We start from the raw sequence: 24,281 nt of genomic DNA, 5'->3' as shown, positions 1-24,281 counted from the left end.
GCTGTGGCGCCAGGCTGTCCAGAGGGGCGCGGCAACTATTTTTTGCCGGCAGCGGCGTTGCCTGGACAGGGATTTGCATCATGCAGGCTGGATTCGCAGCCCGTGCATTGTGTTTGCCGGGCCCTCCCGCGTTAAATACCCCCCACTCGAACAACCGCATCGAACAGGATGAATGATGGAGTTTACCAGCGGCTTTCTGCTGAGCCTTTCGCTGTGCCTGGACATAGGCGTGGCCAATATCGCGATGATTACCCTGGCCATGCAGCGTGGTTATTTCCAGGGTTTCTGCCTGGGCCTGGGCACCTGTGTCGGTGACCTGGTCTACGCCGTGCTGGCGCTGGCCGGCATGACCGTGCTGCTGCAGTACGAAGCGGTGCGCTGGGTGCTGTGGATCGGCGGATCGGCGCTGCTGGTGTACTTCGCGGCGAAGATGATCTATTCGGCGATCCACCATAGCGCGGTGCTGGCCGAGGCCGGGGAGGTGGACAACGGTTCGCCGCGCAAGGAGTTTTTCCGCGGCATTTTCCTGGCCATGTCGTCCCCCAGCGCGATCCTCTGGTTCGCCGCGGTGGGCGGTACCCTGATTGCCCGTTCCGGCGGTGGTGACCTGCTCAGTTCCGGGCTGTTCCTCAGCGGTTTCTTCTGCGCCGGTCTGGCCTGGGTCGTGGGCCTGTGCTTTGCCGCGACCCAGGGCGGCAAGCTGCTGGGCGACAAATTGTTGCGCTACTCCTACCTGGCATCTGCGGCGATCTTCTGCTATTTCGCGGTCTACGTGATCCTGTCCGGTTACCAGGAGTTCATCGTCGGCGCGGCGGTCGCGGAGCTTCCCGCGCTCTGACCCAGCGATCCGGGTTGTTTGGCCTCTATACTCCCTGCCGAACCCATTTTTCAGGCAGGAGTCGCATCATGGATGAGCAAAAACAGGTCAGCGGGCCGGTGCCGCGTTTCGAGAAGGGGCGCTTTCTGCTGATCGCCGGTCTGGGCGGGCGTTTCACTCCCGAGACGACGCAGGGCATTCCTGAACTCTGGAAACGCTTCATTCCCCATATCGGCAAGGTTCCCGGCCAGGTCGGGGAGGAGACCTACGGCCTCTGCTGCAACCCCGACGGCAAGGGCGGGTTCGAATACATCGCCGGGGTCGAAATCAGCAAACTCGACGACTTGCCCGAGCTGTACCGCTGGGTCGAGGTGCCGCCGCAGCACTATGCGGTGTTCGAGCACCAGGGGCCGCTTGCGGGCCTGCCGCAGACCTTCCAGTACATCTGGAAAACCTGGCTGCCACAGTCCGGGCGCGAAGCCGCCGATGCGCCGGAATTCGAACGCTACAGCGCCGACTTCAACCCCGATACCGGCCAGGGCGTGCTGGAAATCTGGCTGCCGCTCAAGGAACAGTGACCCGCACCGCGAGCACCGGCCGGGCCCGCGGTGGGCCCGGTCATTTGCCTTTGTTCGGCCGGCGGGCGCGCCACAGGTCGATGGACAGGGTGACAAAACCGAACGCACTGATACCGAACAGCACCAGCAAACCGATCTGAACATTGCTCATGGTGACTTCCGTACTCGACCAGGATGGGATTGATTGAGCCCTGATAAATAACCCGCTCGGCGCGCGGATGACAGCGACTCTACGCAGGTTTTACGGGCTTGCCGTCATTCGATATGCAAGCCTTATTACTTTATGATCGGCGGCATTTCCCATAGCCGATCCGTTCCCCATGACCTTATCCAGCCTGTTGATCCGTCAGGTCGCCGCCGCTGACCTGGACCGCTGCTTCGCCATCGAAACCCAGGCCTACGAAGGCGACGAAGCCGCCACCCGGGAAAAGATCGCCACCCGCATCGCCACCTGGCCCGAGGGCTTCATCGTCGCCGAAGTGGAGGGCGTGGTGGCCGGCTTCATCAACTCCGGGGCGGCCTTCGAGGTGGAGATGGCCGACGAGGCCTTCAAGGAACTGATCGGCCACGACCCGGCCGGGCCCCATGTGGTGATCATGTCGGTGGTGGTGCATCCGGACTATCAGGGCCAGGGGGTTTCCCGGCGTCTGCTGGAGGCCTTTATCGAGCGCATGCACGGCCTGGGCAAGGCCAGCATCAACCTGATGTGCAAGGAGCGGCATGTGCCCTTGTACGAGCGCTTCGGCTTCGTCTATCTCAAGGCTTCGGCGTCGGACCATGGCGGCATGGCCTGGCACGAGATGGTGCTAGAACTGTGAGGTCGTAACGCCGCGGCGTAGGAGCGAGGCTTGCCCGCGATAGGCGCGCCGCGGTCTGGCTGATGTACTGCGTCAGCCTTCATCGCGAGCAAGCTTCGCTCCTGCAGGGCCTTCAATACAGGCTGTTGCGCACCCGCTCCGGCATTTCCCGGTCGTAGCGGTCGGCGTCGAACTGGCCGTCGCAGAGGCGCTTGAGGATGGCGCCGGCCGAGGGCAGGGCCGAGCGTTCCAGGTAGTGCTCGGGGTTCCACAGGTCGGAACGCACGATGGCCTTGGAGCAGTGGAAGTAGGCCGCCTCGACGTCCACCAGGATCACTGTGCGCGCCGGCTTGCCATTCACCGCGAAGCTGTCCAGCAGCGCCGGCTCGGCCGAGATCCGCGCCCGGCCATTGACCCGCAGGGTCTCGCCTATGCCCGGAATGATGAACAGCAGGGCCACCCGCGGGTCGCTGACGATATTGCGCAGGCTGTCGATGCGGTTGTTGCCCGGGCGGTCGGGCAGGGCCAGGGTGCGCTCGTCGATGATCCGCACGAAACCCGGGGTATCGCCGCGGGGCGAGCCGTCCATGCCGTCCGGGCCGCTGGTGCTCAGGATCACCAGCGGCGAGGCGCGCACCATGGCCTGGTAGTCCGGGTTGAGGAAGGGGATTTCCTTGCGCACGGCCCGCTCAATGGGCTGGCCGTAGATTGCTTCCAGTTGCTCGAGGGTGGTCAGCATCATGCTTCTCCTGGGTAATGTCAGAACATCAGGACCAGACGGCGTTCATAGCCGATGCGGCCCCTGTAGGCCTCGCCGCTGTCGACCCAGCCTTGCTTCAGATAGAGGCTGAAGGCCGCGGCGTTGTCCGCGTCCACCGACAGCATCAGCCCCTTGATCTCTGGCCACGCCTGGCGCGCGGCGGCGGGCAGGGCTTGCAGGCAGGCCCGGCCGTAGCCCTGGCCCTGGACCCGCTGATCGACCTGCAAGGCATGCAGGGTGGCGGTGTCGGGGTCGGCCCAATGGGGCAGGAACGGTGGGCGCTTGAGCAGCAGGAACGCCACCGGGACCTCTTCGGCCAGCAGGGCGAAGCCCTTGATACCGGGCTCCGGCGCCTTGAGCAGGGTATGCAGCGCGGTGTAGATATCGCCGGAATAACTCTTCTGCCGCGGGTGCACCTCGAGCGCGTCGAGCTGCTGCAATTGCCTGGCGTCGAGCTGTTCGTAAGGCACGAGTCGGGTGGTCACTGGGCTGTCCATATCCGGGCACTGAGGGTGGGCTGTATGAGTGGCGATTCTAGCGATTTCGCCCAGGGTTCCGGTTTTTTTTCCGGGCCCTGTCGATTTACCGGGCGGCCAGACGACTAAGGGTGTCTTCACGATTTAACGGTCGCCTGTGGCGGCCACCTTGAGCCTGTATCACTCAATCGCAAGGAGAATCGCCATGAATGCCCAAACCACCGAAAGCGAAATCCGCAGCCTGATCGACGCCTGGCGCCAGGCCGTGATGGCCAAGGACATCGAGCGCATCGTCAGCTATTACGCCGACGACATCACCGCGTTCGACGCCGTGGCCGCGTTGCAATTCAAGGGCAAGCAAGCCTACCGCGAGCACTGGAAGGCCTGCATGGAGTTCTGCCCCGGCCCTGGCATCTTCGACTTCGAACAACTGCACATAGTCGGCGCCAGCGACAGCGCCTTCGCCCACTGGCTGGCCCACTGCGGCGGCACCGACGACAAGGGCGAGACCAAGGCCTGCTGGATGCGCGTGACCGCCGGTTACCAGCGCCTGGGCGGCCAGTGGAAAGTGGTCCACGAACACTGGTCGGCGCCGTTCGACATGCAGAGCGGCACCGCCTTGTTCGACCTGCAACCCTGATCGTCGGGTTTTTCGCCAAAGCCTGAAACTGCAGCCATAGTTGATCAGCCCGATCGAGGAGAGCCCCATGAAATACCTATGCCTGGTCTACAGCGACGAACAGCTGTTGCACAGCCTGCCGGAGAGCCCGAAGGACGCCGAGTGCATGGCGTATGCCGAGTCGGTGCAAGGCAGCGGCCGGATGCTCGCCGCCGAGGCCCTGGAGTCGGTGCAGACCGCGACCACGGTGCGCATGCGCGGCGGCCGGCTGTCGATCACCGACGGCCCGTTCGCCGAAACCAAGGAACAGTTGGCCGGGTTCTATCTGATCGATGCCAAGGACCTCAACGAAGCCATCCAGGTCGCCGGCAACATTCCGGCGGCCCGGGTCGGCAGCGTCGAGGTACGCCCGGTGCGCGAGTTGAATCCCTGATCGCCACCCTGGAAAAACGAGCCCTGAAAAAACAAGCATAAGCAGGAGTTTCGCCATGACCGAGCACAGCGTGGGCCGTGCGCCCGCCCAATATGAGTTGTCCATCAGCCGCCTGATCGATGCACCGCCCGGCAAGCTGTTCCGTGCCTGGACCGAACCGCAGTTGCTGGTGCAATGGTGGGGACCCCACGGCATGACCACCCCGGAGTGCGAAATGGACCTGTGGGTCGGCGGCCAGTTTCGCACCCTGATGCGCGCCCCGGACGGCAACGAATACTCGACCATGGGCGTGTTCCTGGAGATCGTCGCGCCGCGGCGGCTGGTGTTCACCGATGCCTTCCTGCCGGGCTGGATTCCTTCGGGCAAGGCCTTCATGAGCGCCGAAGTGACCTTCGACGACCTGGACGGCAAGACTCTCTATACCGCTCGCGCCATGCACTGGAGCGAAGAGGATCGCCAGGCCCATGAAGCCATGGGCTTTCACGAGGGCTGGGGGCAGAGCCTGGATCGCCTGGAAAGCCTGGTGACCCGAGGCATGCCGGACTGATGCCGGCGGTGGCGCAAGACAGCGTCAAGGCGCTGGTGGAAACGGTCTACCGCAACGAGTCGCGGCGGATCCTGGCGACCCTGATTCGCCTGCTGGGGGATTTCGACCTTGCCGAAGAGGCCTTGCACGAGGCGTTCTTCGTCGCGGTCGAGCGCTGGCAGCGCGACGGCGTACCGGACAACCCGCGGGCCTGGCTGGTGTCGGCCGGGCGTTTCAAGGCCATCGACGGTTTGCGTCGGCGGGCGCGTTTCGCCGCGTCCCAGGCGGCGCTGGTCAGCCAGCTCGAAGAGCTGGAGCAGGCAGACTGGAGCGAGGAGGACCTGGAAGACGACCGCCTGCGCCTGATCTTCACCTGCTGCCACCCGGCGCTGGCGGCGGACGCCCAGGTACCGCTGACGTTGCGGGAAATCTGCGACCTGACCACCGAGGAAATCGCCCGGGCCTTTCTCTCGACGCCAGCCACCATCGCCCAGCGCATCGTGCGCGCCAAGGCCAAGATCCGCGATGCGCACATCCCTTATCAGGTGCCGTCCCTGGGCGAGCTGCCCGAGCGCCTGGACAGCGTGTTACGGGTGATTTACCTGGTGTTCAACGAAGGCTATTCGGCGTCGATGGGCGCCGAGCTGACCCGCGAAGACCTGACCCATGAGGCGATCCGCCTCGGCCGTCTGTTGCTGGAACTGCTGCCGGAACCCGAAGTGATGGGCCTGCTGGCCTTGATGCTGCTGCATGAGTCGCGGCGCCTGGCGCGGACCTCGGCCACCGGTGAGCTGGTGTTGCTGGACGAACAGGACCGCTCGCTGTGGGACTGCGAACTGATCGCCGAGGGTTGCGCCCTGGTGGAGCACGCCCTGGGCACCCGCCGTTTCGGCCCGTACTGCCTGCAGGCGGCGATCGCCGCGGTGCATGCCGAGGCGGCGACCGCCGGGGAAACCGACTGGCAGCAGATCGTCGGCCTGTATGACGTGCTGTTGCGCGTCATGCCCTCGCCGGTGATCGAGCTGAACCGCGCGGTTGCCATCGCCCAACGGGACGGACCGCTGGCCGGCCTGGAGCGGGTCGAGGCGATCCTCGCCCGGGGCGAGTTGCAGGATTACCACCTGGCCCATTCGGCGCGGGCCGAGTTCTGTCGGCAATTGGCCCGGGTGGAGCCGGCGCGCCAGGCTTATCTGCGCGCCCTGGAACTGACCCGCCAGGAACCGGAGCGGCGTTTTATCGAGAACAGGCTCGAAGCCCTGAAAACCCTCTGAACGCCTGTCGATCCGAAGACTGTGGTCGGCCTAGCGGTCGTGGTCTATTGACGATCGTTGAAGGCCTGCGGCCTTATCGCAGCCTACGGCAGCGGCTACAGGGATTGTGGCGCGAGCAGGGGCCGGGAGCGACCTCGGAAACGTCGCAACGATGCGCTTTTCTTCAGATCAGCCGAACCCTGTAGCCGCTGCCGCAGGCTGCGATCGGGCGCGGAGCGGCCGCCAGCGGGGCGAGCCTCTGCAAAAAACGCTTATTCCAGCATCCGCCCCAGCAACCAGCTGCCCGCCGGGCCTGGCGGATGCAGGCGCGACCACAGGGCATCGACCGCCACGTTGCGCGGCCAGCCACGGGCATCGAGTTCCACCAGGCTGTCGGCGCCGAAACGTTCCACCAGCCAGCGCGGCAGGGGCGCCCAGCCAAAGCCGCCCTGGGCCATTTCCAGCAGCATCAGGTAGCTCGGCGCCGACCACACCCGGCCCCGGGCCCGGCTGTCGTAGGGGTTGACGATGGTCGCCAGGCGCAGCTCGCGGTGCTGTTGCAGGCGTGCCTGATCGATATTTTTCAGTGCCGCCAAGGGGTGGTTGCGCGACACGAACAGGGCGATTTCGGTGCGCTCGTCCACCGTCGAATGGTCGAGGTCCGCCGGGTATTCGGGCTGCATCTCGGCAAAGGCGATCTGCGCCCGACCGCGCTGGACCAGCTCGATCAGGTCGTCGCATTCGGCGATCAGGCATTCCAGCTCCAGGTCCGGGTAGCGTTGTTCGAAGGCGCTCAGCGAGGTCTCGAAACGATCCGACTGATAGGTGTCGGACAGGGCCACCGTGAGCTTGGCTTCCACGCCCTGGGCCAGCTGGCTGGCGGCCATTTCCAGGCGGCTGGTGGCGGCCAGGATGTCTTCGGCCCGCTGCAGCATGACGTGGCCTTGCGGGGTGAGGGCGGGCTTGCGGCTGCTGCGGTCGAACAGCTGCAGGTCGAGGTCGATCTCCAGGCTTGCCACCGCTGCGCTGATGGTCGACTGGCTCTTGCCGAGCTTGCGCGCGGCCGCGGAAAACGAGCCTTGGGTGGCCGCCTGGACAAAGGCCAGCAGTACTTCGTATGAGGCCATGAGCTATCGCCTTGATCGATGGTTAATGATTATGAAGTATCGGAACATAAGGTGATCATGGCAACCACATTCACTGGCGGGAGCCGGATCATGAGCAACACCAAATCCTTGACCGAACGGGTTTTCCAGGCCGTGGGCTTCGAGCTGCTGGCGTTCGCGCTGTGTACGCCGCTGCTGGCCTGGATCATGGACAAACCCTTTGTCGACATGGGCGTGGCGACTATCGCCATCGGCCTGATCGCCCTGGCCTGGAACGTGGTCTTCAATGGTCTGTTCGACCGCCTGCTCAAGCGCCTGGCCCTGGCACCCAGCGGCTGGACCCGGGTCGCCCATGCGCTGCTGTTCGAAGGTGGCCTGGTGGCGGTAAGCGTGCCGCTGATCGCCTGGTGGCTGCAGGTCAGCCTGATGCAGGCGTTGATTCTCGACATCGGCGTGCTGCTGTTCTTCCTGCCGTACACCTATGTCTATCACTGGGGTTACGACCTGGTGCGGGAACGCTTGATGCTGCGTCGCCCGCTCGATCGCGCCAGTTGAAAACCGCAAGGGTCAGCGGGCGGCGTGGGGCCGCTCGATGGCCTCCAGGTAGGCTTTCATCGCCCGGGGGACTTCCTGCAACAGCAGGATGCTCTTGAGCTGACTATTCTCCAGAGCAACCTGGAACAGGCCGATGGGCAATCCGCGCATGGCCGTCACGTAAGCGTCGCGCTCCGCGGCGCTGGCGGTGGGCAGGCGCAGGGCGAGCATACGGTCGTAGGTTTCCTGGATGCGCGCATGCACGTCCGGGGCCTGGAGCTGGCCGGGGGCGAAGGTGGGGCTGATCATCTGCAGCAGGTCGGGATGGGTCTCGAGGTATTCCATGATCGGCATGATCATCCGGTCGATCACCTCCTGGCTGCTCGATTCGACCCAGGTGGCCGGGTCGATGGCCAGGAGGTTGGCGGTGATCCGGTCGATGGCGTCGATATGGCGCTGGCCCAGGGCATCGAGCACGCTCTGCTTGTCGCTGAAGAAGTGGTACAGCGAACCGATGGAGGTGCCGGCTTCGCGCGCGAGGCCATGCATGGTCAGGCTGGCCACTCCCTGGCTGACCAGCAGGTGGGCGCAGGCGTCGAGAATCGCCGTGACCCGTTCATGGCCACGAGTCTGTTTCGGCGAGCGCGAGTTTTTGGCCGGGAGCATTTTTGAATCGTTCATGGTCTGAGAGGCAGAAAGGGGCATACATTATGGCGCACCAGGGTGTTTGCAGTCCTCAGGTAAAACTAGACACCATCCTCTACTTTTGCAGAGAATACGCGCCATGGATTAGCGCCCTCCGCTGTCCCACCTGACTCGAAGACCATGACACTCTCTCCCAACTGGATCATCTGCGAGCATTGCGATTCGCTGTACGAATCCGTACCGCTTGCAAAAGGCCAGACCTCCCAGTGCTCGCGCTGCGGGGCGGTGCTGGAGCGCGCCCGGCACCTGAACGTGCAGCAGCTGCTTGCCCTGTCGATCACTGCGGCGCTGCTGTTCGTGTTCGCCAACGCCTTTCCGGTGATCGGCATCAGCCTCGAAGGCCTGAGCAACGAAGCCACCCTCTGGCAGTCGGTCGAAGCCCTGGCCCAGGGCCGCATCAGCCTGATCGCCGCCGTCACCGGCCTGGCCATCATCCTTGCCCCCGGCCTGCAGATTGCCCTGCTGTGCTGGGTGCTGGGCTTTGCCAACATCGGGCGCGCGGCGCCGGGCTTCAAGGCCTGCATGCGGGCCCTGGAACATCTGCGGCCGTGGAGCATGCTGGAGGTGTGCCTGCTGGGCATCCTGGTGGCCATCGTCAAGCTGGCCGGCATGCTCGACGTGCACCCGGGCCTGGGGCTGTGGTCGCTGGCGATGCTGACGGTGCTGATCATCCTGATTTCCGGCAAGGGCATCCGCCGCCTCTGGGACGACTTGGAGGGCCGTTACTGATGAATCAGCCTCCCTATGCCCGCGACCTGGGCCTGATGCTGTGCCACACCTGCGGCCAGACCTGCCCCCAGGACGCTCACTACTGCCCGCGCTGCGAGGCCGTGGTGCATGCGCGCAAACCCAACAGCCTGAGCCGTACCTGGGCCTTTCTCGTGGCCAGCCTGATTCTCTACATCCCGGCCAACGTGCTGCCGGTGATGTATACCCAGATCTTCGGCAGCGGCAGCGAAAACACCATTCTCAGCGGCGTGCTGGAGTTCTGGCAGCACGGCTCCTGGGACATTGCCCTGCTGATCTTCATCGCCAGCGTGGTGGTGCCGTGCAGCAAGTTCCTGGTTCTGGGGATGCTGCTGATCACCTGCCAGCGCCGCAGCCATTGGGCGATGCGCGAGCGCGCCAAGCTGTACCGCTTTATCGAGGTGATCGGCTACTGGTCGATGCTCGACGTGCTGGTGGTCGCCCTGGTGGCGGCGCTGGTGCAATTCCACGCCCTGAGCTCGATCGAACCGCGCATGGGCATCCTGTTTTTTGGTTTGGTCGTGGTCCTGACGATGTTCGCGGCCATGAGTTTCGATCCCCGGCTTATCTGGGATGTAGAGGTTGAAGATGTCTGATCATCCAGGTTCCAACGCTTCAAGCGCGCCAGCGAGACCGGGCACCCCCGCGGTCAGGACGCGCCGGTTCAATATCTCGCTGGTGTGGATCGTGCCCATAGTCGCGGCCCTGGTCGGCCTGTCGATGCTGGTGCACAAGTCGCTGTCGGCCGGGCCCGAGATCTCCATCAGCTTCCAGACCGCCGAAGGCCTGGAAGCCAACAAGACCCAGGTCAAATACAAGAACGTGGTGATCGGCAAGGTCACCTCCATCGCCTTGAGCAAGAACCGCAGCAAGGTGATCGCCAAGGTCGAGCTGGACCAGTCGGCGGAATCCTTCACCGCCGCCGACTCGATGTTCTGGGTGGTGCGCCCGCGCATTGGCGCGGGCGGTGTGTCCGGGGTCGACACCCTGCTGTCGGGGGCCTTTATCGGCGCCGACGCCGGCCAGGAAGAAAAACGCAAGAAGAGCTTCGTCGGCCTGGAAACGCCGCCCCCGGTGACTTACGGGCAAAAGGGCAAGCGCTTCACCCTGCGTACCGATGACCTGGGCTCGCTGGACGTCGGTTCGCCGGTCTATTACCGGCGCATCGAGGTGGGCCAGGTGATTTCCTACAAGCTGTCGGAAAACGGCAAGGGCGTGGACGTGCGGATCTTCGTCAATACCCCCAACGACCAGTTCGTCACCACCGACTCGCGTTTCTGGAACGCCAGCGGCGTGGACGTGACCCTGGGCGCCAACGGCCTGAAGGTCAACACTGAATCCATATCGTCAATCCTCGCCGGCGGCATCGCCTTCGTCGAACCCAAGTACAGCCCCAACGCCAAGCCGGCCGAGGAAAACGCCAGCTACCAGCTGTTCGCCGACCAGGACACCGCGCTGGCGCCGCCCGATGGCGACCCGTACTACATGCGCATGCGTTTCGACCAGACCCTGCGCGGCCTGGCGCTCAATGCGCCGGTGGAGTTCCTCGGGGTGAACTTCGGCCGGGTGGTGTCGATGGACCTGGATTACGACGAGCAGAAAAAGACCTTCTCCACCGTGGTCGGGGTGGTGATCTACCCGGCACGCCTGGGCAAGGTCCATCAGCAACTGGAGAAGCTCAGCGGCGCCGACGAAAGTCGCGCGGGTTACCTGATCGGTGCCTTCGTCCAGCATGGCCTGCGGGCCCAGGCGCGCAGCGGCAACCTGCTGACCGGCCAGCTGTATATCTCCATGGACTTCATCCCCAACGCCAAGCCGGTGGCTTTCGATGCGACCGCGCGGCCGTTGGAAATCCCCACCGTACCGGGCGGGCTCGACAAGTTGCAGGAGCAGTTGCAGCGAGTGGTGGAGAAGATCAGCAAATTGCCGATCGATACCATCGCCAACAACCTCAACGGCAGCCTGACCGAGATGCAGAAGACCTTGCAGAACGTCAACGGCAAGGTATTGCCAGAAATGCGTGACACTCTGGAGCAGACCAAGAAAACCCTGACCACGGCCAACGACAGCTTCTCCGAGGACTCGCCGCAGCGGCTGCAACTGGGCCAGGCGATGGACGAAGTGCAGCGCACCGCCCGTTCGGTGCGGGTACTCACCGACTTCCTCAGTCGTCATCCCGAAGCACTGATCCGTGGGCGGCTCAAGGACAATCAGCCGGACGCCTACAAATCCTCGACCTCGTCTTCTCGTGAGCCTGAATCGGAAGTCCAGCCATGAAAAAAACTCTAGTGTTGCTGATCGCGTCCCTGGGCCTGGCGGCCTGCAGCTCGGCGCCGACCCATTACTACACCCTGATGCCGCCGGCGCCCGAGCCGGCGGCGGCTGGTGGCACGGCGTCGGGCCTGCAGTTCGAGATGGCCGGGGTGCGCATTCCGACGCAGGTCGACCAGCCGCAAGTCGTGGTGCGCCAGGACGGCGGCACCCTGGCGATCCTGGAAACCGCGCGCTGGAGCGCGCCGCTGGTGGACGAGTTCCACGACGCCCTGGCCAGCCAGATGGAGCAGCAATTGGGCACGCGCAACCTGGAAGGCCTGCCCAAGTCCGCGGGGCAGCCGATCCTGTCGTTGCAGACCGATGTGCGCCGCTTTGAGTCGGTGCCGGGGCGTTATGCGCTGATCGACGTGGTGTGGAACCTGCGCCTGCGCGGCGATGGTGTCGATCGTCGCAGCCTGACCTGCAGCAGCCGCATCAGCCAGCCGGCCAGCGTCGAGCTGTCGAGCCTGGTCCAGGCCCACCAGCGGGCCATCGACGAGCTGGCCAAGCGCATTGCCGGCACCGCCAAACGCTGGGCGCAAAACCCTGGCACCCGCTGTTCCTGAATCTCCCGGCGCCGTGGCGTTCAACCGCTCAGGGTTGAGCGCCTGGCTCGGCAGGACCGCCCCAGACAGCCATAGTCCATGTAGCCGCTGCCGAAGGCTGCGATGGGCTTGGGCAGCATTCCGACGCAGCGGCCCCAAAACCTGACCCCGCGATTTTCCTGATATTGCACGTTGTCCCGTTGGCCAGTCCTGCGGACTGGATCGCAGCCTGCGGCAGCGGCTACGGGTGATCGCGGTGTTCAGAACAATTGGGTGAACAGCCAGTACAGGCTGCCGGACAGCAGGATCGCCGCCGGCAGGGTCAGTACCCAGGCCATCAGCAGGTTGCGGATGGTCTGCATCTGCAGGCCGCCGCCGTTGGCGACCATGGTCCCGGCCACACCTGAAGACAATACGTGGGTGGTGGACACCGGCAGGCCGAACAGATCGGCGGCGCCGATGGTCAGCATCGCCACGGTTTCCGCCGAGGCGCCCTGGGCGTAGGTCAGGTGGGTCTTGCCGATCTTCTCGCCGACGGTGACCACGATGCGTTTCCAGCCGACCATGGTGCCCAGGCCGAGGGCGATGGCCACGGCAATCTTCACCCACAGCGGAATGAAGCGCGTGGCGTTGTCGATCTGCTGCTTGAACAGTTGCAGCTTGCCCTGGGTGTCGGCGTCGAAATCGCCGACCTGGTTCTTGTCCATCAGGCGGATGGTTTCGCTGCTCAGGTACATGTCGTTGCGCACGTTGCCCATGGCTTCGGCCGGCACCTTGGCCAATGAGCCGTAGCCCTTCACTTCGTCACCGATATGACCGGTCAGGGCGGCCAGGGCCGGGACCAGCTGCGGCGTGGCTTCCTTGTTGCGCACATAGTCGGAAAGCACCGCGCGCGGGTCGGCGGGGGCCGGTTGCGGGGCGTTTTTCACCAGGGCTTGCTGGGTGACCTCGGCCACCGCGGCGAACTGCAGGGCCTGGTCGGCCGGCATGGTGCGATTCAGCGCGTAGGCCATGGGCAGGGTGCCGACCAGGATCAGCATGATCAGACCCATGCCTTTCTGGCCGTCGTTGGAACCATGGGCGAAGGACACGCCGGTGCAGGTGACGATCAGCATGCCGCGAATCCACCACGGCGGCGGGGTGTTGCCCTTGGGCGCCTTGTACAGCGCGCGGTTCTTGACGAACAGGCGCAGGGCCAGGAGCAGCAGGGCGGCGAAGGCGAAGCCGATCAGCGGCGAGAACAGCAGGGCGTAGCCGACCTTGGTGGCCTGGCTCCAGTCCACGCCGCTGGTGCCGTCGCGGCCGTGCATCAGGGCGTTGGCCACGCCGACGCCGATGATCGAGCCGATCAGGGTGTGGGACGACGAGGCTGGCAGGCCCAGCCACCAGGTGCCGAGGTTCCACAGGATGGCGGCGATCAGCAGGGCGAAGATCATGGCGAAGCCGGCCGACGAGCCGACCTGCAGGATCAGCTCCACCGGCAGCAGGGCGATGATGCCGAAGGCCACCGCGCCGCTGGACAGCAGCACGCCGAGGAAATTGAAGAAGCCCGACCAGACCACCGCGAAATGTGGCGGCAACGAGTGGGTGTAGATCACCGTGGCCACGGCGTTGGCGGTGTCGTGGAAACCGTTGACGAACTCGAAGCCCAGGGCGATCAGCAGCGCCACGCCGAGCAGCAGGAACGGGGTCCAGGTGGTGACCGTGGTGCCCAGTTCGTGCACGTCGTGCATCAGGCTGTAGGCGGTGAACAACAGGCCCATGGCGAGTACCGCGAAGAACACCACCAGGGTGAAGGGGCTGGCTTTTTTGTCCAGTTGCGGTCTGGCTTCGAGGGCGGGTGAAGGGGAGGTGGCGGTCAGGGAAGGGGTGGCCATTGCCGGACAATCCTGTGGCAGGGAGGAGTGTCGCCCATGATCGTTGCCAAATATTACAGAGAGGCTGCCTCAGGTCAGTGTTTGGGTGAATCCTTTAACCTCTGGTCGTAGGAGCGAGGCTTGCCCGCGATGAGGTCATGACAAACGCTACCGGGCCAGGCTCCTGGCACGGTTGGGTAATCACCGGCGCCATCGCGGGCAAGCCTCGCTCCTACGACATGCGGCGGCCTACATATCCTGGCGCTTGCGAAACGCCCAGCGGCCGGCGATGACGGTGAAGGTGGCGACCAGCGCGACGAGGATCCAGAAGCCCTCCGGGTCCTCGGAGAAGGGAATGCCGCCGACGTTCATGCCGAAGAAGCCGGCGATGATGTTGATCGGCAGCGCCAGCACCGTGACCACGGTCAGGGTGAACAGGGTGCGGTTGGTCTGTTCGTTGATATTGGCGGCGATCTCTTCCTGCAGCAGCTTGATCCGCTCGCCGAGGGCGGTGAGGTCGTTGATGATCAGGGCGAACTCCTCGGTGGACTTGCGCAGCTCCTTGACGTCCTCCTTCTGCAGCCATTGCGGCGGCCGGTTGAGCAGCCGCAGCAGCGAGCCCGGCTCCAGCGCCAGCAGGCGTTGCAGGCGCACCAGCACCCGGCGCATGGCCCCCAGCTCGGCACGGTTGGTGGCGATCCGCGCGGCCAGCAACTGGTCTTCGATCTGGTCGACGTTGAGGCTGGTCTTGCGCACGATCTGTGTCAGCACTTCGCCCTGGTCGCGCAGCAGGTGCACCAGCAGTTCCAGGGGCGAGCGGAAACGTTCGCCGGCCTTGACCGAGGAGCGCAGCTTGTCCACCGAGTGCAAGGGTTGCAGGCGCGCGCTGACGATCAGCCGGCTGCGCACACAGACCCACAGGGTGGAGATGTCCGAGGAAACCATGCTGCCAAAGTTGAACACCACGTCGTTGACCACCGCCAGCAGGGCCGAATCCACATGCTCGATACGGGTCGAGCGCGAGCCTTCGTGCAAGGCCTCGAAGAATTCCTCGGGCAGGGCCAGGTGCGTCTGCATCCAGCGTTCGCAGGCGGCATGGGCCAGGTTCAGGTGCAGCCAGAGAAACGCCTCGCCATCGTCCGGCTGTTGCAGGGCTTGCAGGGCCCTGGCCGAATCCAGTTCGCGACCCCGCTCGCCGGGGCGAAACGCAAAGCCGTAGAGCAGGCCGAACAGATCCGAATCGCGATGGGCATGGTCGATGCTGTGGTTCATGGAGGCTCGCAGGAGGGAAGGCACCTGTAGGCGGTTTTACAGGTTCACTTGAGCCCGATCATCGCAAGGCTTCATGACTGTTTTGTGACGATTCGAAGTGCAATATTCGGCGGTTATAACCGGTTGTCGGAGGCGCTCAAGAATGCCTCTTTCAGGCCGATCATGCCTACGACGACTGCGCGATCGGCTTGCCCCGGTTAGCCTGACAGGGATGTTCGCACGCTACCCATGCCCGCCTCGGGCGTGCTCTATCCCTGTTGAGAGATCTCATTCGATGTCCTTGCAAAAATCCCTGAGAGCGCAAGTTCTGGCTTTGTTGAGCGGCAGCCTGCTGGCGGTGCTGTTGATCGCGCTGGCGTGTTTTCACTTCCTGTCCAGCGGCGTGCAAAGTTATCGCGAACTGATCGAGGGGCCGTTGCGCACCTCGCAGTTGATCGATGAAGCCAACCTGCAATTCAAGGTCCAGGTGCAGGAATGGAAAAACGTGTTGCTGCGTGGCAAGCAGAGCGCCGACCTGAGTAAATACTGGCAGCAGTTCGAGGATCGCCAGCGCGATGTGCAGGGTATTCTTGGCCAGCTGGCGGCCGAGCCCGGCATCGATGCGGCGCTCAAGGGCCGTATCGAGCGCTTGCGTGAAGAGCACTGGGTGCTGGGCACGGCCTACCAGAAAGGCCGCGATGCCTTTGTCGCCGCCGGTGCCGATCCGGCCGCCGGCGATGCCGCGGTCAAGGGCGTGGACCGCGCCACCAGCGAGCAGATGAGCGAACTGGTGAGCGAGTTGCGCAAGCAGGGCAGCGAGCGGTCGCGCGACATCAGCGCCGCCGCCCAGCGCACGGTGTGGATCGGCCTGCTGGTGATGCTGGCCTCGGGCTTGTTGATCGGCCTGCTGAGCCTGTGGCTGGTCAACCGTAGCCTGGTGGAGCCGATCCGCCAGTTGATCGACTACGTGGCGCAACTCAGCCGGGGGCGGATTGCCGAGCGCGTGGCCAGCAGCCGTCAGGACGAGCTGGGCAAGCTGGCGGTGGCCGCCAACACCTTGCGGGATTTCCTCGCCGAAACCTTCAGCCGCCTGCAGCGCAGCGCCACCGACCTGGACAGCTCCAGCGGCGAGCTGAATGCGATTGCCACCCTGATGTCCCAGGGCACCAACGATCAGTTCAATCGCACCGACCAGGTCGCCACGGCGATGAATGAAATGTCCGCCACCGCCCAGGAAGTGGCGCGCCATGCGGCGGATGCGGCGCGCGCCGCCGATGACGCCGACCAGTCGGCCCAGCAGGGCGAGCAGGTGATGCAGGGCACCATCCACACCATCACCCTGATGCGTGGCGAAATCGCCAACACCGCCGAGGTGATCCGCCGCCTGGAAGCCGACAGCGGACGTATCGGCAAGGTGCTGGAGGTGATCCGCGGCATCGCCGAGCAGACCAACCTGCTGGCGCTCAACGCGGCCATCGAGGCGGCCCGGGCCGGCGAAGCCGGGCGTGGTTTCGCCGTGGTCGCCGACGAGGTACGCAGCCTGGCGCAGCGCACCGCGGCGTCGATCATCGAGATCAACCAGATTATCCAGAGCGTGCAGACCGGCGCGCTGGACGCCGCCCATGCGATCGAGAGTGGCCAGGCGCGCAGCGATGCCAGCGTCGAGCAGGTGACCCAGGCCGGCGCCATGCTGGAGCGGATCACCGAGGCGGTCGAGGCGATCCGCGACATGAACCGGCAGATCGCCACGGCGGCGGAAGAGCAGACCTCGGTGGCCGAGGACATCTCGCGCAACCTGACCGAGATCACCACGATCGCCAGCACCAACCTGGATAACGTGCAGCGCACCGAGCGCGCCAGCCAGAACCTGCACGAGCTGTCGGGGCAGTTGAACGAGGTGACGGCACGCCTGAGTGCCTGATGCGCCAGGGCATGAAAAAGCCGCGTGGCCTTTCGGTCGCGCGGCTTTTTTTGTCCTGAAGAATTACTTGTCTTGCTTGTTGCTCAGGACCTTGCCGGTCTTGGCATCCAGATCGACGTCCCACTCGACGCCTTTGGCGTCACGCAGTTCCACCTGGTAGACGTAGGCGCCGGCCGCTGTTTGCTCAAGCTCGGTGTCGGTGATGTTGGCGGCGGTGGTGCCAGGGTGTTCGGCCAGTGCTGCCTGGTTGAGTTTTTCCAGGTCCATGATGGTGCCGGCCTTGAGCAGGCCCGGGATCAGGTCCGGGCGCACGTCGGCCTGGGCCAGGCCGGCGGTCAGGGTCAGGGCGGTAGCGGCGAACAGGGCAGTCAACGTTTTCATAGGGTCTTTCCTTGGGGTGATTCGTTTAAGTGGGTTCAGGTTAGCCGGTACAACTTAATTCACCCTTAATTCAGCGCAAGCTTTGCGCCGTTTGTTCAATCACCGTCGCCCTCGGGTCTTTCAAGCTGTGCTCTCGAACAGGAGAGGCAGTGATGAAAGCAATGATCAAAGGTTTGTACGGTCCCGCGTTTTTCGCCGGCTTCATCGGCGCTGGCGTGTGGGTGATGGGCACGCCGGGGCTGGCCCCGGGCTGGTTGCTGCTGGTGTTCGCCGGGGCGCTCGGGGTGTCCTTTCTGGCGGAGTGGTGGTTGCCCTATGAGGTGGACTGGAACCGCCCGCGGCAGGATCGCTTGCGCGACGTGTTGCACGCGCTGGTCAATGAAAGCCTGAACGCCCTGGGGTTGCTGCTGTTGCCGGGGCTGGTGAGCCTGCTGGCGTTCGATGGCCTGTGGCCGCGCAGCTGGTCGCTGTGGGCGCAGTTGGCGCTGGCGATGGTCATCGCCGACTGCGGCCTGACCCTGGCGCATTACTTCAGCCATCGGCTGCCCTGGCTGTGGCGCCTGCATGCGGTGCATCACAGCGTGCAGCGTTTGTATGGCTTCAACGGCTTGATGAAGCACCCGCTGCATCAGTTGCTGGAAGCCAGCGCCGGACTATTGCCGCTGCTGTTCTTGGGAATCCCCTTGCCGGTGGCGCAACTGCTGGCGTTTGCCATTGCCATCCAGCTGTTGTTGCAACACTCCAATGTCGACATCCGCCCCGGTCCCCTGGGCTGGGTGTTTGCCTGGGCGCCGATGCATCGCTTTCACCACATGAAGTACGGCACCGCCGGCAATGTGAATTTCGGCCTGTTCCTGAATGTCTGGGACTGGTTGCTGGGCACGGCGTTTTATTCTTCGGCCTACCCGATCCGCCAGGGCGACCTGGGCATCGGCAGCCAGCCGGATTATCCGCAGGCGTATTGGCGACAATTGCTGGCACCCTTCAGCAGGCAAGCCGTGCAGGAGGAACCGCCGGTGCCCTTGCCGTTGCGTCGTTGAGTCAGTCCAGCAGGCGCAGCTCGATATGTTGCAGGGCCTGGCGCGCGGTGACGCCGAACAGGGTTTTCAGGGTGCGGGAGAAGTGCGCGGAGTCGGCAAACCCAGCGCCATGGGCGGCCTCGGTGATGGCCTGGCCCGCCAGCACCAGGCCCATCGCCAGGCGCAGGCGCCGCCACAGCACCAGGCGCCGCACCGGCAACCCAAGCTGGCCGCTGAACAGCCGTTCCAGCTGGCTCAGGGACAGGTGCGCGTGGGCTGCCAGGGCACTGGCCGAGACCTTGCCTGCCAATTGTCGGTCGAGGGCGGCCAGGGCCTTTTCGATCCGCCGGTCCTGCAAGATTCGGCGCGGGCAACGCCGCAGCGCCTCGGTCAGCGCCGGCAGCGTCAGCTCGACACCCAGCAGGCTGTCTTGCAGGGCCTGGGCGTCAATCGTCAGCGGTTCGGCGTAGAGGGTGAACAGGGTCCCGGGCGCATCGAGGATGGCATGCCGTTGCATGGCCGGGATAAACACCTGTCGGGCGGTGCAGGGCAGGCCGTCGAGGCTGACGGTGACCGGTGCGGTGGGGGCGAGGATCAGTTGATGGGCGTAGTGGGCGTGGGGCGCGGTACGCCCCAGCTCGCCCTGGATCAGTCCGTAGTCACGCCCGAGCCACAGCTGGCCTGTCCACTCGGGCGTGCGCACGGCGACCGGCTCAGTAGCCGTTGGCCTCGAGCAACTGGCTGACGCTGCCGCTGGCCGGGCGCTTGACGTACTTGAGCAGTTCCGCGGCGCGGTTGGTGAAGATGCCGTCGACACCGGAGTCCAGGACCTTCTTGAAGTCCACTGGCTCGTCGATGGTGTAAACGTGCACCAGCAGGCCCTGGTCGTGGGTGAACTGGTTCATCCAGGGTTGCACCAGGTCGAAATAGCTCTGGTCGCCACCGTTGGCCAGTGCCGCCGACGGGCCGGTGCCGATGGCGCCCTGGGCCTTGGCGTAGCTGACCCACTGCTCGAACTCGGCCTTGTCCTTGGGCTCCTGCTTGGCGTAGTAGGCCGCCTTGTCCTTCTCGCCGCTGTTGGCGAAGGTCACGTCGGACTTGGGCTGCATGCCGCCTTCACCGATCCACAGCAGGAGGATCTTCGGCACTTTCGGCATTTCTTTCTGCAGCAGTTCCAGGCTGCTCTTCTCGAAGGTCTGCAACACCACCTTGCCTTTGCCCTGGCCTACCGCCAGGTCGCTTTTCGCCAGCTTGGAGCCGGCCGGGCTGAGCCAGCCGCGGTCCTGGAGTTTTTCCTTGAGGTCGTGCTCGATGCCGGGGAACTGCTTGGGCTCCTTGGTCTCGATGTACAGGCCGGGCTTGTGATGCGGGTTGCTCTGGGCGATGTCGATGATTTCGTCGAGGGTCAGGATCTTCAGGCCGACGTAGCTCGCACGGGCACGGTCGGGATAGGCCTGGTTGAACCAGCTGCCGGCGTCGAGGGTTTTCAGCTCGGCCATGGTGAAGGCGTTGGCCGGGCTGTCCTTGCGCTCGGGAAACTTGCTGGCGACGTCGGTGGTGCGTTGCAGGTTGTTGTCGTGCAGGGCGAACAGCACGCCGTCCTTGCTGCGTTGCAGGTCCATTTCCAGGTAGTTGGCGCCCAGGTCGCGGGCCAGTTTGTAGGCGGCGGCGGTGGACTCCGGTGCATCGAAGGACGCGCCCCGGTGAGCGATCACCGCGGGGTGTGGAATGCCTTGGCTGACAGCCAGTGCGGTGGGGCTTGGGCTGGCGGCCTGTGCCTGGCCCAGGCCAAGCATCAGGCTCAGCATCAGGGCGCTTTTGGTGAAGGTGGCAGGCATGGTCGAGGTCCTTTCGTGGAGGGCGATTTTCAAAGGACTACCTTTTAACAATTGAATGGCCGTTGTGCTATCGCGAAACCGACATAAATCTGCACCTGCGGCAAATTTTCCGACGCTTTTGTGGGGTGCTTTGCAGTACGCTTGCGCCCTGAAGTTTCCCCGTCAGAGGGAAGCCCGAAAACATTTCCACTCTTGCCTGGCGTGTAAACCATCGATCACCTGTCCTTCGGGACACTCAGTGAGGTTTACCATGCGCATCACATCCGAACTCATCTGCCAGGCTGCCGACCAGCTCAAGGGGTTTGTCGGTTTCAACCGCAAGAGCGGCCAGCACATCGTGCGCTTCAGCGAAGACTCCTTCGGCATGGACGTCGCCGACGACGCCATCACCCCCGCCAGCGAATTCGTCTGGGCCAGCGCCGAGGGCCAGGTCATGGTGCTCAAGCGCGAGCTGATCCAGCTGCTGCTGGAACAGAACATCGACGACCGCATCAACATCAGTGAACCCTTGCGCGTGTACATGCGCCGCACCGACCTGCCGGAGATTTCGGCGGTGCGCAATCTGCTGCCGGCGGCGCAATAACCGGGATGCGCGGTGGCCGGGCTGGCGCTATCGCGAGCAAGCTCGCTCCCACAGGGGGCGGTTTCTGTAGGAGCGAGCTTGCTCGCGATCAGGTCTCAGCGTTCGAACAGGTAGGCGCGTTCGACCTTGCACACCCGGGTGTGGCAGGCCGCGTACCAGTCGCTGCGCCCGCGTTCGCGGGCGATGCGGTGTTCGGCATGCTGCTTCCAGGCGAGGATTGAGGCCTGGTCCCGCCAATAGGAGACCGTGATGCCGAAGCCCTCCTCGTTACGCGCGAACTCCAGGCCGAGAAACCCCGGTTGCTGCCGCGCCAGTTCGACCATGCGTTCGGCGGTCTGCTCGTAGGCCGGGTCCGGTTCGCGGCGTTGGGCGCTGAAAATCACCGCGTAATAGGGCGCCTCGGGTGTGCGGGCGATCATGCGTGACGCTCCAGGCAAGCGGCGAGCAGGGCGCTGACCAGGGGCGGCACGACGCCTTTGAGCGCTGCCCGTTCCGGCTGGAACAGGGTGGCGACAAAAAACCGCTGGTCGCACAGTTCCACCGCCCGCAGGTCGCCGGCCGAGTCGTAGCCGCTGGGGCGCAGGTTGTGCTTGAGCAGTTGCGCCGCGAACTGCGGATTGACCCCGTAGCGACAGCGATAACCTTCGCTGATCAGGCGCTCGCCATAGGCTTCGGCGATGCGGCTGCCTTCGCTCAGATGAATGCTGTCGGTGGCTTCCACCAGGGCGCAGGTCAGCGGCGTGAGCAAGGCGCGCTCGGCCTCGGGATGGGTTTCGCCGTGTTCGGCATCGGCCCAGCCCAGCACGTTGCGCGCGTACTCCAGCACTGCGTGCTGAAAACCGCCGCAGGTGCCGAGGAAGGGCCGCTGCTGTTCGCGGGCAAAGCGGATGGCGCGCAGGGCGCCGTCCATGCAGCGGTAGGGGCTGGCGGGCACACACCAGATGCCGTCGACCGCTTGCAGTGGCGCGTCGCTGGTCAGGCTGTCGGTGGCCAGCCAGCGATAGTGCACCTTGAGGCTGGTTTCCTCGGCGGCCATTTCCAGGGCCAGGGGAATGGCCTGGTGCGCGGTGACCTGAGGGTCGTAGTCGCCCACCAGGGCGATGTGCAGGGTCGGCGAATGTGCGATGTGCGGCATGGATTTCTCCTGGTAGGGCCAACGCTTGTCGGTTGCTGGATGCCACTATAGATTGGCGCTCACGCACTCAATATTGGCGTTTATCCAAGTGATCAATGCAGCCACGCACTATCGGCTCGACTACCCCGACCTGTCGCTGATCCTCGCCCTGGTGCGCGGCGGCTCCCTGGCCCGCGCGGCGGCGTTGTTGAAAGTCGATGTGTCCACGGTGTTCCGTGCGGTGCGCCGCCTCGAGGCTGCGCTGGGCCAGCAGCTGTTCGACAAGAGCCGCGCCGGCTACCTGCCCACCGGCCTGGCCCGCACCCTGGCCGAGCAGGCCGAACGCGCGGAACAGGCACTGGACGCGGCACGGGTCGGGGTGGAGCAGGGCGGCGCGGTGGTCAGCGGCACGGTGCGTTTGACCTGTACCGACTCGGTGCTGCAGGGCCTGTTGTTGCCGGCGCTGGCGCACTTCATGCCGCGCTATCCGGCACTGGCCCTGGAGCTCAGCACCTCCAATGATTTCGCCAACCTCAGCCGGCGCGACGCCGACCTGGCCCTGCGCCTGACACGCACGCCGCCCGAGCACCTGGTGGGCCGGCAGTTGCGGGCGGTGTCTTACCGGGTCTGTGCCAGCCCGGCCTACAGGCAGTCGGCCGCCTCGACGGATCTGGCCGGGCTGACCTGGATCGCCCCGGACGATTTTCTCCCGGACCACGCCACGGTGGCCTGGCGCCGGCAGGCGTTGCCCGGTGTGGTGCCAGGCTATCGCTGCAACAGCATGCTGGCGGTCAGCGAACTGGTGAAGGCCGGGCTGGGGGTGGCGGTGTTGCCGGATTTCCTGCTCGACGACACCACCGCCCTGCAATCCCTGAGCGACCCGCTGCCGGGGTGCGACACCGCGCTCTGGTTGCTGACCCGGGCCGACTGCCGGGCGCTGCGCGCGGTGGTGACGCTGTTCGACGAATTGAGCCAGCGTCTGCGCGCGCCGCAGTGAGTCATGCCTGGGGCGGGTCCTTGTGCAGGACGTGCCGGTGCATTTCCGAGGTCAGGCCCTCGATGCGTTCGCTCAGCTGTTTGGTCATCTCGGTCAGGCGGGTGTTCTGCTCCAGCAGTTCGAGCAGTTGCGCGCTGTGTTGCGCGGCTTGCGCCTGACGTTCGCTGTTGGCGATAGCGATGGCTTCGCGGTGCTGGGCATCGGCGTCGGTCTGGGCTTTGTCGCGCGCGGCCTGGCGAGTCTGGGCCAGCAGGATCAGTGGCGCGGCATAGGCCGCTTGCAGACTGAAAGCCAGGTTGAGAAGGATGAAGGGGTAGACGTCGAAGTGCGTCACCCCGCTCAGGTTGAGCCCGATCCAGATCAGTACGATCAGGGTTTGCGCGCCGAGAAAGGTCGGGGTGCCGAAAAAGCGGGCGAAGGCTTCGGCCTTCAGGGCAAAGCGGTCGGTGCCGAAGGTCGGGGCCAGATGGGCGTGGGGGCGGTGGAAACGCAGGTGGTCGACAGGGGCGGCTGAGGCTGTTTCGGATGGAGTCGGGTTCATGGCGGGCTCGGGGCGATGGGACTGCCGGTCACTATAGAGCCCTGTCGGCGTCGACGCCTTCCCTGGCATCGATTCAGAAACGCCGGTTCAGAACGCTGCACGTTCGTTGGCGAACATGCTCACGGCCTGTACCGCTTCGCTGGTACCGTCACGAATCTGCAGGATCACCGTGCCGGCCTGATCCGCCAGGTCGACGCCCTTGGCCGCCCGATCCCGGGTGCCGTCCATGCTCTTGATGGCTTGCTGGGTTTCGGTCTGGATCATGTCGATCATCTCGGAGATTTCCGCAGTCGAACCGCTGGTACGGGCGGCCAGTTGCCGGACCTCGTCGGCGACTACGGCAAAGCCGCGCCCCTGTTCGCCGGCGCGCGCGGCTTCGATAGCGGCATTGAGCGCCAGCAGGTTGGTCTGGTCGGCGATCGCCCGGATGGTGTTGACGATCGCGGTGATCTGTTCGGAGCGCTCGCCGAGCTTGGCGATCAGGGTCGACGACGCTTCGATGTTGGCGGCAATCTGGCGCATTTCGCTGGCCGCTTGCTGGATCACCTCGGTGCCCTGTTCGGCGACATGCCGG

The 24,281-nt window shown here is 64.8% G+C and carries 28 protein-coding genes and 1 pseudogene; 16 read left to right on the top strand and 13 right to left on the bottom strand.

The annotated features are described in order from the left end of the window. Positions 1 to 175: 175 nt before the first annotated feature. From PMI20_RS25935 to PMI20_RS25925, 3 genes are all read left to right on the top strand, one after another. Positions 176 to 838, top strand: a complete 663-nt coding sequence (locus PMI20_RS25935; RefSeq protein ID WP_007925134.1) for a LysE family translocator — start codon at positions 176 to 178, stop codon at positions 836 to 838. A gap of 68 nt (positions 839 to 906) precedes the next feature. Continuing rightward, a complete protein-coding gene (locus PMI20_RS25930) occupies positions 907 to 1,395 on the top strand; it encodes a GyrI-like domain-containing protein (protein ID WP_007925135.1) in 489 nt (162 codons plus the stop codon). 320 nt (positions 1,396 to 1,715) lie between these two features. Further along, on the top strand, positions 1,716 to 2,213 hold the full coding sequence (locus PMI20_RS25925) for a GNAT family N-acetyltransferase (protein WP_007925139.1): 498 nt from the start codon (positions 1,716 to 1,718) through the stop codon (positions 2,211 to 2,213). 112 nt (positions 2,214 to 2,325) lie between these two features. On the opposite strand, the gene PMI20_RS25920 is transcribed toward PMI20_RS25925, so the two are convergent. Together PMI20_RS25920 and PMI20_RS25915 are read right to left on the bottom strand one after the other, a co-directional pair. Next, a complete protein-coding gene (locus PMI20_RS25920) occupies positions 2,326 to 2,931 on the bottom strand; it encodes a pyridoxamine 5'-phosphate oxidase family protein (protein WP_007925141.1) in 606 nt (201 codons plus the stop codon). Between the two features lie 20 nt (positions 2,932 to 2,951). Further along, the gene (locus PMI20_RS25915) at positions 2,952 to 3,437 is read right to left on the bottom strand and encodes a GNAT family N-acetyltransferase (protein WP_037034506.1); all 486 of its coding nucleotides are present in this window, start codon (positions 3,435 to 3,437) and stop codon (positions 2,952 to 2,954) included. 196 nt (positions 3,438 to 3,633) lie between these two features. Here PMI20_RS25915 and PMI20_RS25910 point away from each other — a divergent pair, with 196 nt between their 5' ends. From PMI20_RS25910 to PMI20_RS25895, 4 genes are all read left to right on the top strand, one after another. Further along, entirely contained in the window at positions 3,634 to 4,068 is a 435-nt protein-coding gene (locus PMI20_RS25910; protein WP_007925144.1) for a YybH family protein, read from the top strand. Between the two features lie 67 nt (positions 4,069 to 4,135). Next, on the top strand, positions 4,136 to 4,480 hold the full coding sequence (locus PMI20_RS25905) for a YciI family protein (protein ID WP_007925146.1): 345 nt from the start codon (positions 4,136 to 4,138) through the stop codon (positions 4,478 to 4,480). 55 nt (positions 4,481 to 4,535) lie between these two features. Then, positions 4,536 to 5,027: an SRPBCC family protein gene (locus PMI20_RS25900; RefSeq protein WP_007925148.1), complete on the top strand. Its 492-nt coding sequence runs from the start codon at positions 4,536 to 4,538 to the stop codon at positions 5,025 to 5,027. Beyond that, complete coding sequence (locus PMI20_RS25895; RefSeq protein WP_007925150.1) at positions 5,027 to 6,277, top strand: RNA polymerase sigma factor; 1,251 nt, start codon at positions 5,027 to 5,029, stop codon at positions 6,275 to 6,277. The genes PMI20_RS25900 and PMI20_RS25895 overlap by 1 nt, the downstream gene beginning before the upstream one ends. 251 nt (positions 6,278 to 6,528) lie before the next feature. Here the strand turns inward: PMI20_RS25895 and PMI20_RS25890 are convergent, their stop codons facing one another. Beyond that, entirely contained in the window at positions 6,529 to 7,383 is an 855-nt protein-coding gene (locus PMI20_RS25890; RefSeq protein WP_007925151.1) for a LysR family transcriptional regulator, read from the bottom strand. A gap of 90 nt (positions 7,384 to 7,473) precedes the next feature. Here PMI20_RS25890 and PMI20_RS25885 point away from each other — a divergent pair, with 90 nt between their 5' ends. Then, the gene (locus tag PMI20_RS25885; RefSeq protein ID WP_007925152.1) at positions 7,474 to 7,917 is read left to right on the top strand and encodes a multidrug/biocide efflux PACE transporter; all 444 of its coding nucleotides are present in this window, start codon (positions 7,474 to 7,476) and stop codon (positions 7,915 to 7,917) included. 12 nt (positions 7,918 to 7,929) lie between these two features. Here the strand turns inward: PMI20_RS25885 and PMI20_RS25880 are convergent, their stop codons facing one another. Then, positions 7,930 to 8,577 (bottom strand): TetR/AcrR family transcriptional regulator, encoded by a 648-nt coding sequence (locus PMI20_RS25880; RefSeq protein WP_007925153.1) that lies wholly within the window; start codon positions 8,575 to 8,577, stop codon positions 7,930 to 7,932. A 144-nt stretch (positions 8,578 to 8,721) separates the two neighbouring features. On the opposite strand from PMI20_RS25880, the gene PMI20_RS25875 reads away from it, so the two are divergent. The 4 genes from PMI20_RS25875 to PMI20_RS25860 are packed head-to-tail and all read left to right on the top strand — an operon-like array spanning position 8,722 to position 12,227. Next, positions 8,722 to 9,330, top strand: coding sequence for a paraquat-inducible protein A (locus PMI20_RS25875; protein ID WP_007925154.1), 609 nt, complete (start codon positions 8,722 to 8,724; stop codon positions 9,328 to 9,330). After that, entirely contained in the window at positions 9,330 to 9,944 is a 615-nt protein-coding gene (locus PMI20_RS25870; RefSeq protein WP_007925156.1) for a paraquat-inducible protein A, read from the top strand. Before PMI20_RS25875 ends, PMI20_RS25870 begins: the two co-directional genes overlap by 1 nt. Continuing rightward, positions 9,937 to 11,625, top strand: a complete 1,689-nt coding sequence (locus PMI20_RS25865) for a PqiB family protein (RefSeq protein WP_007925158.1) — start codon at positions 9,937 to 9,939, stop codon at positions 11,623 to 11,625. The genes PMI20_RS25870 and PMI20_RS25865 overlap by 8 nt, the downstream gene beginning before the upstream one ends. Further along, positions 11,622 to 12,227 carry a PqiC family protein gene (locus PMI20_RS25860; RefSeq protein ID WP_007925160.1) on the top strand — a complete coding sequence of 202 codons (606 nt, stop codon included), beginning with the start codon at positions 11,622 to 11,624 and terminating at the stop codon, positions 12,225 to 12,227. Before PMI20_RS25865 ends, PMI20_RS25860 begins: the two co-directional genes overlap by 4 nt. A 239-nt stretch (positions 12,228 to 12,466) precedes the next feature. Here the strand turns inward: PMI20_RS25860 and PMI20_RS25855 are convergent, their stop codons facing one another. Together PMI20_RS25855 and PMI20_RS25850 are read right to left on the bottom strand one after the other, a co-directional pair. Beyond that, positions 12,467 to 14,083, bottom strand: coding sequence for an inorganic phosphate transporter (locus tag PMI20_RS25855; RefSeq protein ID WP_007925162.1), 1,617 nt, complete (start codon positions 14,081 to 14,083; stop codon positions 12,467 to 12,469). A gap of 228 nt (positions 14,084 to 14,311) precedes the next feature. Next, entirely contained in the window at positions 14,312 to 15,334 is a 1,023-nt protein-coding gene (locus PMI20_RS25850; protein ID WP_007925164.1) for a transporter, read from the bottom strand. 274 nt (positions 15,335 to 15,608) lie between these two features. On the opposite strand from PMI20_RS25850, the gene PMI20_RS25845 reads away from it, so the two are divergent. Further along, on the top strand, positions 15,609 to 17,234 hold the full coding sequence (locus PMI20_RS25845; RefSeq protein ID WP_007925167.1) for a methyl-accepting chemotaxis protein: 1,626 nt from the start codon (positions 15,609 to 15,611) through the stop codon (positions 17,232 to 17,234). Between the two features lie 63 nt (positions 17,235 to 17,297). Here the strand turns inward: PMI20_RS25845 and PMI20_RS25840 are convergent, their stop codons facing one another. Beyond that, entirely contained in the window at positions 17,298 to 17,615 is a 318-nt protein-coding gene (locus PMI20_RS25840; protein WP_007925169.1) for a PepSY domain-containing protein, read from the bottom strand. Between the two features lie 152 nt (positions 17,616 to 17,767). Between PMI20_RS25840 and PMI20_RS25835 the strand changes: the two genes are divergently transcribed. Further along, positions 17,768 to 18,655: a sterol desaturase family protein gene (locus PMI20_RS25835; protein ID WP_007925171.1), complete on the top strand. Its 888-nt coding sequence runs from the start codon at positions 17,768 to 17,770 to the stop codon at positions 18,653 to 18,655. A 1-nt stretch (position 18,656) separates the two neighbouring features. Here PMI20_RS25835 and PMI20_RS25830 read toward each other — a convergent pair whose 3' ends face one another. Together PMI20_RS25830 and PMI20_RS25825 are read right to left on the bottom strand one after the other, a co-directional pair. After that, the gene (locus PMI20_RS25830) at positions 18,657 to 19,337 is read right to left on the bottom strand and encodes a helix-turn-helix domain-containing protein (RefSeq protein WP_007925173.1); all 681 of its coding nucleotides are present in this window, start codon (positions 19,335 to 19,337) and stop codon (positions 18,657 to 18,659) included. Between the two features lie 10 nt (positions 19,338 to 19,347). Continuing rightward, on the bottom strand, positions 19,348 to 20,472 hold the full coding sequence (locus PMI20_RS25825; protein ID WP_007925174.1) for a glycerophosphodiester phosphodiesterase: 1,125 nt from the start codon (positions 20,470 to 20,472) through the stop codon (positions 19,348 to 19,350). Between the two features lie 250 nt (positions 20,473 to 20,722). Between PMI20_RS25825 and PMI20_RS25820 the strand changes: the two genes are divergently transcribed. Then, the gene (locus tag PMI20_RS25820) at positions 20,723 to 21,055 is read left to right on the top strand and encodes a DUF2025 family protein (protein WP_007925175.1); all 333 of its coding nucleotides are present in this window, start codon (positions 20,723 to 20,725) and stop codon (positions 21,053 to 21,055) included. 95 nt (positions 21,056 to 21,150) lie between these two features. Here PMI20_RS25820 and PMI20_RS25815 read toward each other — a convergent pair whose 3' ends face one another. Further along, on the bottom strand, positions 21,151 to 21,474 hold the full coding sequence (locus PMI20_RS25815) for an antibiotic biosynthesis monooxygenase family protein (RefSeq protein WP_007925176.1): 324 nt from the start codon (positions 21,472 to 21,474) through the stop codon (positions 21,151 to 21,153). Next, positions 21,471 to 22,190 (bottom strand): CTP synthase C-terminal region-related (seleno)protein, encoded by a 720-nt coding sequence (locus tag PMI20_RS25810; RefSeq protein WP_007925177.1) that lies wholly within the window; start codon positions 22,188 to 22,190, stop codon positions 21,471 to 21,473. The genes PMI20_RS25815 and PMI20_RS25810 overlap by 4 nt, the downstream gene beginning before the upstream one ends. An 88-nt stretch (positions 22,191 to 22,278) precedes the next feature. On the opposite strand from PMI20_RS25810, the gene PMI20_RS25805 reads away from it, so the two are divergent. After that, positions 22,279 to 23,166, top strand: a complete 888-nt coding sequence (locus tag PMI20_RS25805; protein WP_007925178.1) for a LysR family transcriptional regulator — start codon at positions 22,279 to 22,281, stop codon at positions 23,164 to 23,166. A gap of 1 nt (position 23,167) precedes the next feature. Here the strand turns inward: PMI20_RS25805 and PMI20_RS25800 are convergent, their stop codons facing one another. Together PMI20_RS25800 and PMI20_RS31055 are read right to left on the bottom strand one after the other, a co-directional pair. Then, complete coding sequence (locus PMI20_RS25800; RefSeq protein WP_007925179.1) at positions 23,168 to 23,707, bottom strand: DUF1003 domain-containing protein; 540 nt, start codon at positions 23,705 to 23,707, stop codon at positions 23,168 to 23,170. A gap of 87 nt (positions 23,708 to 23,794) precedes the next feature. Further along, a pseudogene (locus PMI20_RS31055) lies at positions 23,795 to 24,232 on the bottom strand (methyl-accepting chemotaxis protein); the annotation flags it as partial. Positions 24,233 to 24,281 lie beyond the last annotated feature (49 nt).

The sequence above is a fragment of the Pseudomonas sp. GM17 genome (assembly GCF_000282175.2).
GTDB classification, from domain to species: domain Bacteria; phylum Pseudomonadota; class Gammaproteobacteria; order Pseudomonadales; family Pseudomonadaceae; genus Aquipseudomonas; species Aquipseudomonas chlororaphis.
Note: the sequence above shows the minus strand (reverse complement) of the source record. Positions and strands in the feature narration are given on the sequence as shown.